Source organism: Bacterioplanes sanyensis, assembly GCF_014652515.1.
GTDB classification, from domain to species: Bacteria; Pseudomonadota; Gammaproteobacteria; order Pseudomonadales; family Oceanobacteraceae; genus Bacterioplanes; species Bacterioplanes sanyensis.
On record NZ_BMYY01000003.1, the window covers coordinates 17,522 to 33,483 of the forward strand.

17 protein-coding genes are annotated in these 15,962 nt (G+C 54.7%); 12 read left to right on the forward strand and 5 right to left on the reverse strand.

The genetic code is table 11. The features are described 5' to 3' along the window. Window positions 1-222: 222 nt before the first annotated feature. Window positions 223-1,263: an NADP(H)-dependent aldo-keto reductase gene (locus IE090_RS05910; RefSeq protein ID WP_189387449.1), complete on the forward strand. Its 1,041-nt coding sequence runs from the start codon at window positions 223-225 to the stop codon at window positions 1,261-1,263. A 19-nt stretch (window positions 1,264-1,282) separates the two neighbouring features. On the opposite strand, the gene IE090_RS05915 is transcribed toward IE090_RS05910, so the two are convergent. Continuing rightward, the gene (locus IE090_RS05915; protein WP_189387450.1) at window positions 1,283-2,632 is read right to left on the reverse strand and encodes an MATE family efflux transporter; all 1,350 of its coding nucleotides are present in this window, start codon (window positions 2,630-2,632) and stop codon (window positions 1,283-1,285) included. A gap of 60 nt (window positions 2,633-2,692) precedes the next feature. Here IE090_RS05915 and IE090_RS05920 point away from each other — a divergent pair, with 60 nt between their 5' ends. Then, entirely contained in the window at window positions 2,693-3,247 is a 555-nt protein-coding gene (locus IE090_RS05920) for an elongation factor P hydroxylase (RefSeq protein WP_189387451.1), read from the forward strand. A gap of 11 nt (window positions 3,248-3,258) precedes the next feature. Continuing rightward, the gene (locus IE090_RS05925; RefSeq protein WP_189387452.1) at window positions 3,259-4,650 is read left to right on the forward strand and encodes a DEAD/DEAH box helicase; all 1,392 of its coding nucleotides are present in this window, start codon (window positions 3,259-3,261) and stop codon (window positions 4,648-4,650) included. A gap of 378 nt (window positions 4,651-5,028) precedes the next feature. Here IE090_RS05925 and IE090_RS05930 read toward each other — a convergent pair whose 3' ends face one another. The 3 genes from IE090_RS05930 to IE090_RS05940 all read right to left on the reverse strand — a co-directional run bounded on the left by IE090_RS05930 (window position 5,029) and on the right by IE090_RS05940 (window position 7,682). Further along, entirely contained in the window at window positions 5,029-5,880 is an 852-nt protein-coding gene (locus IE090_RS05930) for an alpha/beta fold hydrolase (RefSeq protein ID WP_189387453.1), read from the reverse strand. After that, on the reverse strand, window positions 5,831-6,532 hold the full coding sequence (locus IE090_RS05935; protein WP_189387454.1) for a TorF family putative porin: 702 nt from the start codon (window positions 6,530-6,532) through the stop codon (window positions 5,831-5,833). The genes IE090_RS05930 and IE090_RS05935 overlap by 50 nt, the downstream gene beginning before the upstream one ends. Window positions 6,533-6,614: 82 nt before the next feature. Then, window positions 6,615-7,682, reverse strand: a complete 1,068-nt coding sequence (locus IE090_RS05940; RefSeq protein WP_189387455.1) for a M14 family zinc carboxypeptidase — start codon at window positions 7,680-7,682, stop codon at window positions 6,615-6,617. Between the two features lie 55 nt (window positions 7,683-7,737). Here IE090_RS05940 and IE090_RS05945 point away from each other — a divergent pair, with 55 nt between their 5' ends. From IE090_RS05945 to IE090_RS05960, 4 genes are all read left to right on the forward strand, one after another. Further along, a complete protein-coding gene (locus IE090_RS05945) occupies window positions 7,738-9,555 on the forward strand; it encodes an ABCB family ABC transporter ATP-binding protein/permease (RefSeq protein ID WP_229815526.1) in 1,818 nt (605 codons plus the stop codon). Further along, complete coding sequence (gene xni, locus IE090_RS05950; protein WP_189387456.1) at window positions 9,536-10,300, forward strand: flap endonuclease Xni; 765 nt, start codon at window positions 9,536-9,538, stop codon at window positions 10,298-10,300. The genes IE090_RS05945 and xni overlap by 20 nt, the downstream gene beginning before the upstream one ends. Window positions 10,301-10,364: 64 nt before the next feature. Continuing rightward, the gene (locus IE090_RS05955; protein WP_189387457.1) at window positions 10,365-10,781 is read left to right on the forward strand and encodes an acyl-CoA thioesterase; all 417 of its coding nucleotides are present in this window, start codon (window positions 10,365-10,367) and stop codon (window positions 10,779-10,781) included. Beyond that, window positions 10,778-11,395 carry a MiaE family protein gene (locus tag IE090_RS05960; RefSeq protein ID WP_189387458.1) on the forward strand — a complete coding sequence of 206 codons (618 nt, stop codon included), beginning with the start codon at window positions 10,778-10,780 and terminating at the stop codon, window positions 11,393-11,395. The genes IE090_RS05955 and IE090_RS05960 overlap by 4 nt, the downstream gene beginning before the upstream one ends. A 6-nt stretch (window positions 11,396-11,401) precedes the next feature. Here IE090_RS05960 and IE090_RS05965 read toward each other — a convergent pair whose 3' ends face one another. Further along, window positions 11,402-11,584: a hypothetical protein gene (locus IE090_RS05965; RefSeq protein ID WP_189387459.1), complete on the reverse strand. Its 183-nt coding sequence runs from the start codon at window positions 11,582-11,584 to the stop codon at window positions 11,402-11,404. 186 nt (window positions 11,585-11,770) lie between these two features. On the opposite strand from IE090_RS05965, the gene IE090_RS05970 reads away from it, so the two are divergent. The 5 genes from IE090_RS05970 to IE090_RS05990 all read left to right on the forward strand — a co-directional run bounded on the left by IE090_RS05970 (window position 11,771) and on the right by IE090_RS05990 (window position 15,957). Continuing rightward, window positions 11,771-12,667, forward strand: coding sequence for an alpha/beta fold hydrolase (locus IE090_RS05970; RefSeq protein WP_189387460.1), 897 nt, complete (start codon window positions 11,771-11,773; stop codon window positions 12,665-12,667). Between the two features lie 84 nt (window positions 12,668-12,751). Beyond that, complete coding sequence (locus IE090_RS05975; protein WP_189387461.1) at window positions 12,752-13,216, forward strand: DMP19 family protein; 465 nt, start codon at window positions 12,752-12,754, stop codon at window positions 13,214-13,216. Continuing rightward, window positions 13,216-13,593, forward strand: a complete 378-nt coding sequence (locus IE090_RS05980) for a diacylglycerol kinase (RefSeq protein ID WP_189387462.1) — start codon at window positions 13,216-13,218, stop codon at window positions 13,591-13,593. Before IE090_RS05975 ends, IE090_RS05980 begins: the two co-directional genes overlap by 1 nt. Window positions 13,594-13,666: 73 nt before the next feature. Further along, a complete protein-coding gene (locus tag IE090_RS05985) occupies window positions 13,667-14,233 on the forward strand; it encodes a chalcone isomerase family protein (protein WP_189387463.1) in 567 nt (188 codons plus the stop codon). Between the two features lie 131 nt (window positions 14,234-14,364). Continuing rightward, entirely contained in the window at window positions 14,365-15,957 is a 1,593-nt protein-coding gene (locus IE090_RS05990; RefSeq protein WP_189387464.1) for a response regulator, read from the forward strand. Window positions 15,958-15,962: the final 5 nt, after the last annotated feature.

The window sequence follows — 15,962 nt, forward strand, 5'->3', positions numbered from 1 at the left end:
TTGAGCGTGACAGCTGGCTGCGTGAGACCCGGGTGAGGGGTCGGTATAAGTAGCTACTGGATGGCTTAAACGGCTTTTGCAAAGAGAGTTGATTAATGTAAAGAAAGTTAGTTAATCGCGGCTGGTACTGGGTTGGTACTGAACAGTGTTATGCAATACCTGCCCTAATAGCGCGGGCATAATGCACAGCGAGATTGTGTTAACGACAAAACGGAGAGCAGCATGCAACGTCGGCCGTTAGGCAACACCGATATTCAAGTCAGTAAACTGTGTCTGGGCACCATGACCTGGGGTGAGCAAAACAGTGAAGGCGAGGCCCATGAGCAAATGGACTTTGCCTTAGAGCGGGGTATTAACTTTTTTGATACCGCTGAAATGTATCCGGTGCCGCCCAAAGCCGAGACCCAAGGGCGTACTGAGTCCTACATAGGCAGCTGGTTTAAGCACCGTGGTCAGCGTGATCGAGTGGTGTTGGCCACCAAGGTCAGTGGGCCGGGAGACTGGATGCAGCACATTCGAGGCGGTCCGCAGCTGACTCGTGAACACATTATGGCGGCGGTCGAAGATAGCCTTAAGCGTCTGCAAACCGACTACATCGACCTGTACCAAGTGCACTGGCCAGCCCGTAATACCAATTTTTTTGGCAAGCTGGGCTATCGCGCCGATCACAGCGAGGCAGAATCTACGCCACTGACTGAAACTCTGGCGGCCCTGCATGAGTTACAGCAGCAAGGCAAGATTCGGCACTATGGCCTGTCGAATGAAACCGCTTGGGGCACGATGAAGGCCCTCAGCATCGCTGATCAACGCGGCTACGCTCGGCCAGTGTCTGTGCAAAACCCTTACAATCTGCTCAATCGCAGCTACGAGGTTGGCTTGGCGGAAGTGTCGCACCGCGAGCAAGTGGGCTTGCTGGCCTATTCGCCCCTGGCCTTTGGTGCGTTAAGTGGCAAGTACCTCAATGGCCAGCGGCCAGATGGGGCGCGTCTGACGTTATTTGACCGCTTTACTCGCTACGTGGGTGAGCATGCTGAGGGCGCCATCGCGCGCTATGTCGACATTGCCCGTCAACACGACTTGTCGCCGGCCACCTTGGCGTTGGCGTTTGTGACACAGCAGCCGTTTGTGAGCTCCAATATCATCGGCGCAACTAATCTTGCGCAGCTGGAGGAAAACATAAACAGTGCCGACGTTACCCTCAGCGATGAGGTGCTGGCAGAGATCGACTTAGTACATGCGGAGATCTGCAATCCCTGCCCGTAAGGCACTTCTATAACCGTTGTTAGCCGTGAACCACGGCAGGGCGCTTGGCGATAACGGCCAAGCGCCAGCCCAGTGCGATGGCGGCTGCGGTTAAACCAACCACCAAGCCAATCCAAAAGCCTTGAGCGCCCAACGGTTCCGGCGCTAAGAAGGCCAGCCAATAACCCAGCCCTAGGCCCAGCAGCCAATATGAGACAAAGGTGATGAGCATCACCGCTATGGTGTCCTGATAGCCGCGCAGAGCACCTGCCGCGGCAATTTGAATGGCGTCCGAGAGCTGGAACACAGCAGCAAACAGCAGCAAGGTCGCGGCCAGGGCAACTACCTTGGGGTCGGGTGAATACAGCGAGGCAATCGGCGCCGACAGCAGCACGATTAAGCTGGCATTGAACATGGCGATGCCTAAGTTAACGACCACGCCAAGCCAGGAGGCTCGGCGGGCTAAATCGTAGGCGCCAGCGCCGAGGTGATGCCCAACTCTAACCGTCAGCGCCATGCCCAAGCTCAGTGGGATCATAAAGGTCAGCGAAGAAACGTTGAGTGCCACCTGATGGCCAGCCACCACCGTTGGCCCAAGTTCGGTTAAAAACAGCGCAATGACCGAGAATAAGCTCACTTCAAAAAAAATCGCCACCCCAATCGGCAAGCCGACGGCGGCTAATTGCTTGACTCTGTCCCATTTAGGGCGCCAAATGCGCCGCCACAGGCGAAATTCTGGCTGCAGTCGATGACGACGAGTGTTGATGGCCATGGCAAAGGCCATGGTAGCGAACACAATAGAGCTGCCGATGCCGCAGCCGACGCCGCCCAGTGGTGGCAGGCCAAACCAGCCATACACAAACACCGCATTCACGGGCACATTGAATGCTAGGCCCGCCAACATCACTCGGGTGACGTGGCTGGCTTGATTGAGGGCCTCGGCGTAAAAGCGATAGGCCAAAAACACACCGGCACCAGGCATTCCGATGGCAATTGCAGTAAGATACTGCGCGGCAATCTCTGCGGTTACTGGGTCATCCACCCAGGCGCCGATGAGCTGTGCCATGGCATAGAGAAAAACGCCGGCAATGGCGCCTGCGACAATGCCAAGCCAAAGTGCGGCAGCCAATAAATGCGGTAAGTCGGCGCCACGAGCGGCAGCGTTCAGGCGCGCGGTGAGTGGCGACAGGGCGACTAAAATGCCCGCCAGAAAGAGCCACACCGGCATCCAGAAACTGGTGCCAATGGCGACGGCAGCAAGGTCGCGGGTGCTGACATAACCGGACATCAAGGTATCCACGGTGCCCATGCCGATTTGGGCCAGTTGGGTGGCGAGAATGGGCAGTGTTAGGCGGCTAAGCGCTTTGAGTTCGTGGCGAGTAAACGACATGATGACAGGTCCGGAAAAGCAAGCCGGGCATTCTGCACCGAAGTAACAGAAGAGTGAATAGTGAATCCTGAGTTAAACCCGCTAGACCTGATCCAGATATTCAACACACTGTTCAGTCATGAAGAGAATACCCGCTTAATCGCCGGCGGCGATGAACCGATTTACTTGCCGGCCGATGCGCAAACCCCCTACCATCGAGTCATATTTGCCCACGGTTTTTATGAATCGGCATTGCACGAGATCAGTCATTGGTGCATTGCTGGCCGCCAGCGCCGTCAGCTGGTGGATTTTGGTTACTGGTATCAACCAGACGGGCGCACTGTTGAGCAGCAGCGCGCCTTTGAACAGGTGGAAGTGAAACCACAGGCATTGGAGTGGATATTATCTGTTGCTTGCGGCCGGCGTTTTCGCGTCAGCACCGACAACCTGGATGGCGACCGCGAAGCGGTCGAGCAGGGTCTTAGGGCCTTTCGGCTGGCCGTCGGACAACAGGTCAGCGAATACCTGAGCGCGGGCTTACCGCCCCGGGCCGAACAACTGAAACAGGCCCTGCTGAACTTTTATCAGCGTCACGATGAGTTTGCTCATTATCGCTTTGACGCCACGCAGATTTAACGGAGACGACCTTGTTTAAACGCTTATTACGACGCACTGAGGCCAATAACAGCCCCAGTCCAGCCAATAAGGCTGCCAGTCGCAGTCAGAAAAAAGCCCACCCGAAAGAAGACAATCAACCCGCCCGCGATCATCACAAGGCTGCACCGCATGCTCAAGCAAGCAAAGGCAAGCCCCGCAAGAATAAGCCCAAGCGTCCGGCACGTGATGAACGCCAAGAAAGTTGGTCGCTGAGCGATTTTCAGGTAGAAGCCGTGCCGGGTAAGGTGCGGTTTCACGATCTGGGTCTGCCAGACAGTGTCATGCGCGGAATCCATAAGTTGGGTTTTGAATATTGCACGCCCATTCAGGCCGAGAGCTTACCGGCCGCTTTGCGTGGCCGCGACACCATTGGTCAGGCGCAAACAGGCACCGGTAAATCGGCGGCCTTTATTCTCACCATTCTGAATCAACTGCTGACCGAGCAACCGAAAGAGCGCTACGCCAGCGAGCCGCGGGCGTTAATTGTGGCGCCAACGCGCGAACTGGCGATGCAAATTGGCAAAGACGCTGAGGGCTTGGCGCGTTACACCGGCATGACGGTGCATACCATTGTCGGCGGTATGAATTACGAAGAGCAGCGCAAAGGTCTGCGCGATGAAGTGGTGGACATTTTGGTGGCCACGCCAGGGCGCTTAATCGACTTTATGCGCAGCCAGGATGTGTTTTTGGACCAGGTGGAAGTTCTGGTGCTGGATGAAGCCGACCGCATGCTCGATATGGGCTTTATTCCGGATGTGCGCCGCATCGTTCGCTCGACTCCGCCCAAAGGCGAGCGCCAAACCCTGCTGTACTCGGCCACGTTTAACTACGATGTGCGCATCTTGATTGATCAATGGACGGTCAATCCGCTTAAAGTCATCATTGAACCTGAGCAAGTCACCACGGACCGCGTTGATCAGCGCTTGTATCTGGTGTCTGAGTCAGAAAAATTCGGCATGTTGCTGCGCACATTGGATGAAGAAAAGCCTGAGCGTGCAATTATCTTTGCTAACCGCCGCGACTTAACCCGCAACCTGTGCGACAAACTCAACAAAAAAGGCCATAAGGCCTTGTTGCTGTCGGGTGAAGTGAGCCAGCAAAAACGCATCAAAACATTGGAGCGCTTTCGCGATGGCGACGTCACCATCATGGTGGCTACCGATGTTGCTGGGCGTGGCATTCACGTCGAGGGCGTCAGCCATGTGGTGAACTACACCTTGCCGGAAGACCCAGAGGACTACGTACACCGCATCGGCCGTACCGGTCGCGCGGGTGCCAAAGGCGTATCGGTGAGCTTTGTGTCGGAAGACGATGCCTTTGTACTGCCCGACTTGGAAAAGTACCTCAATCAAAAGCTGACGCTGACTTACCCAGAGTATTGAGTATGGGCCCACTGCGTTATCTGGCATTGCTGGGGTGGTTGTGGAGTAGCGTTGTCTACTCTGCCGATGCCGTGCAAGGTCAGGTGACCCCGCAGTGGGCAGAGCAATATCTGTCGATGCATTACCCGGATCTGCTGGCCAGCAGCCACCAGGACCACGTCGTGTCTTATTACTACTTTGGCCAGTGGCAACAGTTCACCCTGATTGGGCTGGAGCGCGTGCGGGGGAGGGATTATCGCCAACAACTGACGCTGCTGGTGTTTAAGCAGCAGTCGCTGCTCGGTTATTTTGCCGATGTGGCCAGTTTCCCCAGCAAGTTAACGGATGGCGGCGAGCTGGTCTTTCCTCCCGGGCTGGAGCCCGAGCAGATCGTTCGACTTACCGACCTTCCGCAACAGATTTGTCTGCCGCGTTTGTCTCACTGTGCCAGCTGGCACGCTGCTGCTGCAGCTGATGCAGCAGCCAGTTTGGATCCTGCAGCGGTAGATCATGGCCCGCACTTGGATGTAAATGCAGCGGACAGTGCCACTGCTGAGCAATGCGTTGACTGCAGCGCCAATTAACCAAGCGATCCCCCTGGCTGGCATACAGGGCGGTGCGCGCGCAGGGCGCTCCTAACGGGCCACGAAAGCGGCTGGCAGCCCAGAGCTGGCGCAGGGCGTTGCGGATACTGAGAGGGTGTTGATGAGCAAACACCGTCCAATCGGCAAGGCAGTCGGCTCTGTCTTTCTTGCTTACATCTATTTCATTGACGGTTTGCTGCCAAATGGCGGCCTCTAAACGCGCTCGGCTAGGGCGCCAATGCAAAGCTGCCTGCAGCAGTTTAAGCAACGCTCTTGGCTGCATGCGCTGCCAGGGCAGAGCCAGATTGGCAAAGCTGGTATTGATGAGATGCAGCTCGCTGACTTCATGCGGGTAGCGTTTGGCCCAGTCACTGGCGATCATGGCGCCCATGGAAATGGCAATAATATGGAGCGGGCGCTGCTCTGGCAGTTGACGGCGAATGGCGTCGGTCATGGCTGGGATGCTGAGTGGCGAGGTTTGCTGCCAAAGCTCACCGTTGCCAGGCAGCTCGGGTTGCCAAAGTGTATGGTGTGGCAGGGTCTGTTGTAGACAAAGAGGGAAGTCGCCCCAGTGAAACTGCGCGCGCACTAGGCCGCGCAGTAACACCAGCGGCGTATCAGAAGTTGAAGTAGCGCTGGACGGTAAACAGGAAGTTGGTGCCGGCATCAAACTCACTCCCTAAGTTGGTGCGTTCCAGTGATAGCTGGTAGTCGTAGGCACCGTAACTGCGGCCAACGCCAATGCGGAATTGCCAGTAGTCGTCCCGGCGCTCATCACCAAAGTTAAAATCATCATCATAGCTGTGGTATTGATGGCGAGCGGTCAGCATTTCGATCGAAAACGTACCTGTTTGCACCGTGTAAGCCAGTTCAAACGCGCTCTTAGAGTGCTCTGAGCCCAAATACTCCGGTGCTTTGCGCCAGCCAAACATCAAAGCGTCATCGTACAGTGCGCGCACGGTGAGCTCGTTATAAGCGTCTATTTCTACGTCTTTATCACCGATAAAACGGTAATGGGTCAGGCTGGTGTCGATGGCCAGGCGGTCACTTAAAGGCACATACCAGCCCAGGTAAGCGTCGGTTTCGTAATCCGGGCTGTCTTTTTGCAGCCGTACGCCGCTGCCCCAGACGCCAGCGTAAAGGCCGCTGGTGTGTTGGTAGCTTAGGCCAGTTTGCAGGGTGGGCTCAGCACGGGTGTAACTGATGCCGTCGCGAATATATTCACTGGTGGCGCCAATGTGGGCTTGGAAGTCAGCCTGGGCGGCGGGTGATAGCATTACAGCCAGTGCGGCACTGGCAGACAAAACAGCTCGCAACATGAATCCTAACTACTCTTAATCAGCTGGCAATCAGCGCGACATGATACGCACTTTTGCTACAATTGTTATCCCTTTCCTACTGTTACACCTGCCAGGCTTCGTGTGGGTACCAACGCTGCAATGCTTGGCGGTGGCAATGTTGTTTGTGCTGCAAATCGCTGGGCGCCCAGGTCGGCATGCTGCGCACGGCGGACATTAGAAAATCGAACAGCAGCAAATGCCGGCGCTGAATGCGCTGCTGGCGGTGCGGCATGATGGGGTTGAAAAAACTGTGATAGCGCAGCAGGTGGCGAGGGTTTTTCTTGACCCATAGCCAAGAGCCCATTTCCAATGTCAGTGGCAAATAAATGCCATTCGGCTGTTTGCTGGCGTAGTGGCGGTAAAGGTAGTCCCATAAATCGCCGTGGGTGGTGTAGGACAGCGATTGCGGTTCGAATAAATAGTTATGACTGGGGTAGGTGCGTTCAAACAGCTCGGTCAATGCCAAGCTTTCGGCAATGCCTGGCCAAGGTTGAGTGTCGCCGGCATAGGGGAACCACACCCGGTCACGCACGCCAAAGCCGGAATGACAATCCAGACTGATGCAATGAGGTTGGCTGAAAATGGCACTGCTGACGACGTCGACCAGTGTCTGGCTCTCTAGCTCCATGTGACCGTCTTTGCGACCGCGATACCAAGGCAGATGGCGGCTGATGCGTTGGCCGCCAACCAGCCAAGCCGTTTTGCCGCAGGCATCCAGCGGTGCATTGCGCATTAAATCCACGCCGTGAGCATTGGCGCGCTGGTTGCGCCACATGCCTGCTGGGTTGACGATGGGAATCACCAATAAGCGCAGCTGTGCCAGCTGCTCGTGAATGGCAGGGTCCCATTGGAGGCGCTCCAGCAGGGTGCGTAAAAACGCCAAAATGACTTGGGTGCCTATGCGCTCTATGCCGTGCACGCCGCCAACCAAGACCAGGGTCGGCGCTAATGGGGCGCGGCTTCCGGCTTCCAGCACATAAAAGGGCAGCTGCAATGTTTGCCCATCGATGGGCTGGGGAATATGAGCGGGCACACTGATGCGCAAATGCTCGCGGCCGCGCTCTAGCAAGCGCTCAAGCTCATACAGCTCGGGCAAAGCACGTTTAAGATGGTAAATGCGTTGAATCACAAGGCTGGGGTCCTTACTCTGTGCCGCCTGTTTAACACTCTAGAGTAACAATTTGATGAAAGCGCGAACGCGCATGCCCGAAGCCATGCCTGAAAGGCTGCGGGTGATGACCTGGGTCAGAACTTTGTGGCCTTATTTGATGGAATACCGCTGGCGCGTTGTGGCGGCGCTCAGTTGCTTGCTGTTGGCAAAGCTTGCCAGTGTCGGCATGCCGTTTTTGCTGAAATATCAGGTGGATCACTTAACCACGGTGGATGACGCCGTCAGTGACTGGTGGCTGTGGTTTCCTTTGGGGTTGCTGCTGGCCTATGGCAGCGTGCGCTTTATGACGGTGTTTGTGGGCGAGGTGCGCGATGTCTTGTTTGGGCGCGTGACCGAGCGGGCGATGCGACGCATGGCATTGCGGGTATTCGAACACTTGCACCGTTTAAGCTTGGCGTTTCACTTGGATCGTCAAACTGGCGCGCTGCAGCGAGACATCGAACGCGGCACCAATGGCATCAGCTTTTTGATGCGTTTTTTGATTTTTAATATTGGCCCGACTTTGATCGAACTGGTGTTGGTGATCGGTATCTTATTGGCGAATTACCCGCCGGTATTTGCCGTCATCACCACCGTTGCGGTGGTGACCTATGTGGCATTTTCGGTGCGCGTGACAGAGTGGCGCACGCAGTATATTCGCCAGGCTAACCAAATGGACTCCACCACGCATGCTAGGGCCTTGGACAGTTTGTTGAACTATGAGACCGTTAAGTACTTTGGCGCAGAACAGCGCGAAGCGCAGGCCTACGACGGCGCTTTGGCACAGTGGGAGCAGGCCCGTCGCAAGAACCGTTTAACCTTATTTTCGCTGAACTCAGGCCAAGCCTTGATCATCAGTGTCGCCATGGCGGCCATGCTGATGTTTGCTGCCTACTATGTGATTCGTGGCGAGATGACGGTGGGCGATTTTACCTTGGTCAACGCCTTTATGTTTCAGCTGTTTTTGCCACTGAATTTGCTCGGCTTTGTGTATCGCGAGATTAAAGCCTCCATGGCCAATATTGAACGTCTGTTCGAACTGCTCGATGAAGCCCCTCAGGTTGTAGATGACGGCAAAGATAAACTGCAGGTTTCTGCCGGTCGCATCGTATTCGACAATGTGCACTTTCACTATCCAACGGGCCGCGAAGTTCTTAACGGCTTGTCACTGACAATAGCGCCTGGGCAAACCGTGGCGCTGGTGGGCAGCAGTGGCGCGGGTAAATCTACCCTGACGCGCTTGTTGTGGCGTTTTTATGATCCGCAGCAGGGGCGCATTTTGATTGACGATCAACCGCTAACGGCCGTGAGTCAGCAGTCGTTGCGTGAGCAGCTCGGCATGGTGCCGCAAGACACCGTGCTGTTTAACGATACCCTACGCAATAATCTGCTGTATGCGCGCCCGGATGCAACCCAAGAAGAGCTTGAGCGCGTGGCGGCGATGGCGCAGTTACAAGGTTTGCTAAGTCACGCCAGTCAGGGCTGGGAGACCATGGTGGGGGAGCGTGGATTAAAGCTGTCTGGCGGCGAGAAGCAGCGCCTTGCGATTGCCCGAATGCTGCTTAAGCGGCCCGCCATTATGCTGTTTGATGAAGCGACGTCATCCCTCGACTCAACCACAGAGCAAAACATCATGCAGTCGATTCGTCAGGTGTCAAAAGGGCGTACGGCGTTAATCATTGCCCATCGTTTGTCCACCATCGTCGATGCCGATCGCATCGCGGTACTGGATCAGGGGCGGCTGGTCGAAGAAGGCACTCATGGCGAACTGCTGGCCATGCGCGGCGCCTATTGGCGTTTATGGCAAGCGCAACAAAGCGAGGGAGGCGAGGATGCGACTGCTGATCATTGATGCCATGAACCTGATCCGGCGTATTTATGCGGCGGCGGAAAAAAAGGGCGAAATGCCACTGGAAGCAACGCGCAGTCATTGCCTGGCGGTAATGTCCCGGCAAGCCGAGCAGTGGCAAGCATCCCACGTGGTGATGGTGACGGAATGGCCGGCGCAAACCTGGCGTCATCAGTTGTGGCCGGATTACAAACTGGGCCGGCCACCGATGCCGGAGCCCCTGGCCCAAGGGCTGCCGGAGATGCTGCACTATTTTCATCAAAGTGGCATTTACTGCTTGTCCGTCGATGGCTGGGAGGCCGATGACGTTATTGCCAGTATGGCTGTCACGGCGTGTCAGCACCGGCTGGAGGTGTTGATCGTTTCCACGGATAAAGGCTTTTGTCAGCTGGTGCAGCCCGGGATTCAAGTTCGCAATCATTTTGATCATTACGATTGGGACTTAGCGAGGGTAGAGCAGCAGTTTGGATTGTTGCCCTCACAGCTGGTCGACTTTTGGGCCTTGATGGGCGACAGCACCAATCATCTGCCGGGCGTTGCTGGCATCGGTCGCAAGACGGCTGCGCGGCTGTTGGATCGCTTTGGCAGTCTGGATACCTTGCTGGTGCAAATGGCCGACTTTGGTGATGAACGCTGGTCCGGTTTGCTGCAGCAGCATTGGCAACAAGCCTTGTTAACCAGGTTGTTAGCGCGCCTGCGAACCGATGTGTCACTCGGCGTGTCGCTGAGTCAGTTGCGCTACGGCTAAGCGACATTGTCGGTCACGGGTGAATTGCTTACACTGCACGCTTTTTTTGGGGAGCTTCAGTGCTATGGCGGTCGAGATTAAAGTTCGTGGCTACCATTTGGATATTTATCATCATGTGAATAATGGCCGCTATCTGGAGTTTTTAGAAGAGGGGCGCTGGGACTATTTTGATCGCCACGCTTTTATCGAACTGTTTGAGTCGCGTCAGCTCAGCTTTGTCGTTGCCAATATCAATATAAATTATCGTCGGCCGGCGTACGTCAATGAAACTTTGCGCATCACTACGCGCATCGACCATATCGGTAATAAAAGTGGTCGGCTATTGCAGCAAGTGTGGTTGCTGCAACAAGGTGAAGCGGTGGAGTTGGTGGCAGATGCGCTGATTACCTTTTGCTTGATGGATGAGTCCACTCAAAAGGCAGTCGTCATCGAGGGCGAGCTGCGCGCTATATTGGAGCGCATGTTAGAGGAAGGTTTATGAAAATCGAGCAGGTGTTAGACGAGATTCGTCAGTTCTTACATATAGAAACGCCAGATGCCTGGATAGACGAAGCATTAAAGCAGCAAGATGTACTCTTAATTGATCACGCTAATTGCGAGAAGAAGGCGGCCACGACGGCAATGAACTTGCTGTATAAGCATATTGATCGCGACGATTTGCTGAAAAAGATGAGCCAGTTGGCGCGTGAAGAGCTGCTGCATTTTGAGCAAGTGGTGAACATCATGCAAGAGCGCGGTATTCGCTATCGGGCGGTGTCCTCTTCGCGCTATGCGTCGGGCTTGCGCGATGCCGTGCGCAAAGGCGGTGAACACGAACTGATCGATGTATTGATCGTGGGGGCATTTATCGAGGCACGTAGCTGTGAACGCTTTGCCAAGTTGGCGCCTTTTTTAGACGACAAGCTGGCACGGTTCTATCGCTCGTTGCTGCGCTCGGAAGGGCGCCACTACCAAGATTATCTGGCATTGGCGCAGCAGTATTCAGCGGTGGACATCACCGACCGAGTAGCGGCGTTCAGGCAGCTAGAAAATGAACTGATTGCGTCACCCGATCCGGAATTTCGTTTTCACAGCGGTGTGCCGAGTGCGGCCTAACGCTGGTTAGTCACGGCTGGCGCGAATGATCTTTAAGCACACATCGGCGATGGTTTGATATTCATCTTCACTGATAACACGCGCGGTTAAATCGCGCTGCGCTTGTTCCAAACTGGCCCGTGCATCCTGCAGGTCAGTATAACGACGGTTAGCTTCCAGAGCTTTGTTAACAACGGCCGTTGTGTTCATAGTCCACCTCATGGTCTTGCTTCAGCTTTAGCTTAGATAAGTGTGGGGAAACTACTTCCCCGCCAGCGGCTGCATTGAAGCAGCCGGTCTTAATGGCAGCAATGTTGTTTATGGAAAAACCATCTTGCTTCATTAGACGAAGGCTACCTATCATGGCTCCCTCCTTATGATTGGCTGATCAATACAATGACAACAGATACCTTGCAGCCATGGCGCAGTGATGACAAGTGCCTAGCAGGATGGCAGCGGCCAGGTCACGGTCCCATTGTGCATTTTCTTCATGGCAACGGCTTTTGTAGCCGAACACTGTGGCCAATGGCGCAGCAGCTACCAGCCAGCTGGCATTTGATTTTTACCGATATTCCTGGTCATGGACGTTCGCCGCAGCCAGATCATCGCATGCCTGACTGGCAGGCCATGGCCGAGTCTATCGCTCGTCAGATAGAGACGATGTCTAACGGCCGTGCTGTTATGGCGGTAGGGCACTCGATGGGTGGGGTGTTGAGCCTGTTGATGGCAGCGCGATATCCGTCATTATTTGCCTCCGTTGATATGTTGGACCCGGTACTGTTTACGCCGGAGGTGGTATGGGCGCAGCGCTTGATGCGCAAATCGGGCTTTTGGAAACGCACGCGCTTGGTCCGTTCGGTTGCGTCGCGTCGTCGTCACTGGGCCGATAAAGAGCAAATGCAGGCCTCGTTGCGGCGTAAATCACTTTACCGCCAATGGAATGATGAAGCGTTACAGGCGTTTGTTTGTCATGGCAGCCGGCCTGTTGCTGACGGGGTTGAGCTGGCCTGTGATCCTGCTTGGGAGGCATCCATATTTGGCTCGTATCCGCGTGGGCTGTGGTCGGCGGTGCACCGTTTGACGGTGCCAACTCGAATCTGGGTCGCAGGGGGCAGTTACTTCTTTATTGAAAAAGCAGCGCAGAAAGCGGCCCGTCGCCAACAAATCAGCTGGTTTAGCTTTGGCGATGGGCATTGTTTTCCGATGGAAGCGCCCGAGTTAACAGGAGAAAAACTGCATCAATTATTGTGCGCTGACAGCGTTGTAAAACCTTTGTCAAACACGGTAGGGTAGGCTATTGTGATTGCGCTGACAGCCCGTCGTAGCCGTCAGTTTTCATCTGGTATGGCAATAAAAAGAGATAATGAGTAGGACTCTATGAACATGGAGATTCAGGCGGCACTGGATGTCGCTGATGAAACTGATTCCTTTCTGCAAATCACCGACGTGATTTATGACAAAGAAGCCGAGCTCGGCTACGACGAACTCAACGATGCGGAGAAAACCGTATTTCTATTAGATCAACTGCTACGCGAAATGGAAAACGGCGGTTTTGTGCAGTTCGTTCACCATGATGCTGGCAGTCGAGCCACTGACACGCTCGAAGCGCTGGAACGCATCAAAGCCAAAGTGTCTGCAGGTTTACTCGACCGTCTGTTGGATTTTTTTCCTGAGAGGCATGTTCCCTCCGACGAAGATGAGCGCATTGATTTATTTGATCAGATCGAAAGTGATCACGCCGATGCCATCGCTGAACTGGATGACCGCTTCTATGACAGCGGCGAGAATCTAGTAGAAATGACGCTGCGCTTCGTCACCAAGCATGTGAAAGATTTCCGTTAATGGCCGGTTGGTGGCATCGCCGCCAACGAGCCTTTGCCGCTGCATTGGCTGGTTTGGCTGCGGTGACGCAGCGGGAGGCGCATTTTCGTATTCACCTGCTGGCGGCATTCGTCGTTTTGCTTTCTGGTGCCTTAACCGGGGTCAGCTCTGGACAGTGGCTGGCAATCATTGTCTGTGTGGCATTGGTGCTGGCGACTGAGGCCTTGAATGCAGCCATTGAAGCTGTTTGTGATGCTTTGCACCCACAGCACCACCCTCTGATTGGCCAGGCTAAAGACATGGCCGCCGCAGCGGTCTTGATTGCGGCTCTGGCATCGATGGTTGTTGCGCTACTGATATTTATCCCACTGTGGTGGCCAGGACACTTGCATTTGTGACGTGCATTTCCTATAAACGGGCCGCTGGGGGATTGATATCCCGCCTAACTATAACAACAAGAAGGATCACCACATGCTACGCATTTTGCTCGCCCTCTCCCTGTTGTTGGGCCAGACGTTTATGGCTCAAGCAAAAGAGTTTTCTGGATTGGAGTTGGCCGACTCTTTCACCCTTGATGATCACGCGCTGACGCTCAACGGTGCGGGGGTTCGTACTAAATTTTTTCTTGATTTGTATATTGCTGCACTGTACCTGCCAGAACTGGAAGATGATGGTGACGACATCGTCGAGGCAGACGAACCCATGGCGCTGCGTTTACACATTATTTCGAGCATGATTACCGGTAAGCGTATGGCCGACTCCACCCGTGATGGTTTCGTTCGTTCGACTGGTGGTAATCTGGCGCCCATTGAGGACAAAGTCGAGCAGTTAATCACCGCCTTTGCTGACGATATTAATGAGGGCGATGTGTTCGACTTAGTATATCGCCCCAGCAATGGTGTGACTGTTTACCACAACGGTGAAGCTAAGTCGCAAGTGGCAGGCTTGGCGTTTAAGCAGGCGCTGTTTGGTATCTGGTTATCAGATGACCCAGTCCAAGAGGACTTGCGCGACGCATTGTTGGTGCGGGCAGATTAAAACACGGATGTTGTTGCCAGGTGCGACTCTAGCTGAAGTGAGGAGTAATCGCTCGGCTGCGAATCCGCTATAGTCTGGGGACGGCATGCCAACAATGGCATACTGATGTCCATATAGATCGAGGGGATTTCATGGCAACGAGCCAGTTGGCCGGTTTTCTGCCTGAGGCGATTCCGGTGCTGATGGTCGATGATGACGAATCCGTCATGCAAGTGAGTCGGTTGGTATTGCGCAGTTACCGCTTTCAAGGCAAGCCGCTGGAGTTGCTGGAGTGTAATAGCGCTGCGGCAGCGCGTGCAATGTTGTTAGAGCGAGATGATATTGCGCTGGTGTTACTCGATGTCGTGATGGAATCCGATGATGCCGGTCTGCAATTGGTGGGCTTTATTCGTGAGGAGCTACAAAACCACCGCATCCGTATTGTACTGCGCACGGGGCAGCCGGGTTTCGCCCCTGAGCGTGAAGTCATCGATCAATATGAAATCAATGATTACCTTTCCAAAGCCGATGCCACCGCTCAGCGTTTGCGAGTGGTGCTGACGACGGCGCTGCGCGGCTATCGCGATATCGTTGCTGCCCAAATGATGGCGCATAAGGCTGAGCAAGCGGGTAAGGCCTCGGTTGCTAAAAGTCGTTTTTTGGCCCATATGAGCCATGAAATTCGCACGCCACTAAATGGCTTGATCGGCATCATTAGCTTGCTGCAGCAAACGCAGTTGAGCCTTGAGCAGAAAGACTTGGTTCAAGATGCTCAATATGCGGCTGACGCTGTACTGGCCATCATCAATGATGTGTTGGACTTAGGTAAAATCGAAGCTGGCAAATTGGAGCTCAGCCCCCATTGCTTTCAGGCCAACGACCTTCTAAGGCGGGTGCAATCGGTTTTTTTTGCCAACAGTCGCAAGAAGCAGTTACAACTGGATTGCAGTTTGATTCCAGACGATTGCCCACCGCTACTGGCAGATGCCGACCGTCTGCAGCAAATCTTATTAAACTTCGTCAGCAATGCTTTGAAGTTCACCCCCGACGGCGGTGCCATAGCCATTCGCGGGGAGTTTAATGCCGAAGCGCTTTGGTTGCGCTTTGAAGTCGAGGATAGCGGCATTGGCATCGCTCCCGATCAGTTGGAGCGCTTGTTTTTGCCGTATGAGCAGGCCTCGGCGCAAGTGGCTGGACAGTTTGGCGGAACTGGGTTGGGGTTGAGCTTATGCCGCTCTTTGGCCGAGCTGATGGGCGGTCAAGTGTGGGCCAGCAGCGTAGAAGGTCAAGGTAGTTGTTTTGCGGTTCAGGTGCCTGTGGAAGTGGCGATCATTGAAGATAAGCCTGGGGCTGGTTTCGAAGAAACCTCGCTGCAAGGCTTGGTCGTTGCTATCTGTGAAGACGACGACACCAGCCGAACGGTACTAGAGCGCATGCTACAGCGCCAAGGTGTAGAACTTCTGAGCTACGAGCATGGTCAGGCGCTGTTAGACGATGCCCAATGGCAGCGCGCAGATATTTTGCTGTTGGATTGCAATATGCCGGTGCTCGATGGCTTTGCCACCACGGAAGCGTTGCGCCAGCTAGGCTGTCGACGTCCAATTGTGGCGCTGACGGCGGGAGTTTCGGATGATGAGCGCCAACAGTGCCACCGCAGTGGCTTTGACGATATCGTCGCTAAGCCGGTGCGATGGCCTGAGTTGTTTGCCCTCATGCAAGCGTTGGCGTCGGCCGGCTCGCATTAATTTTT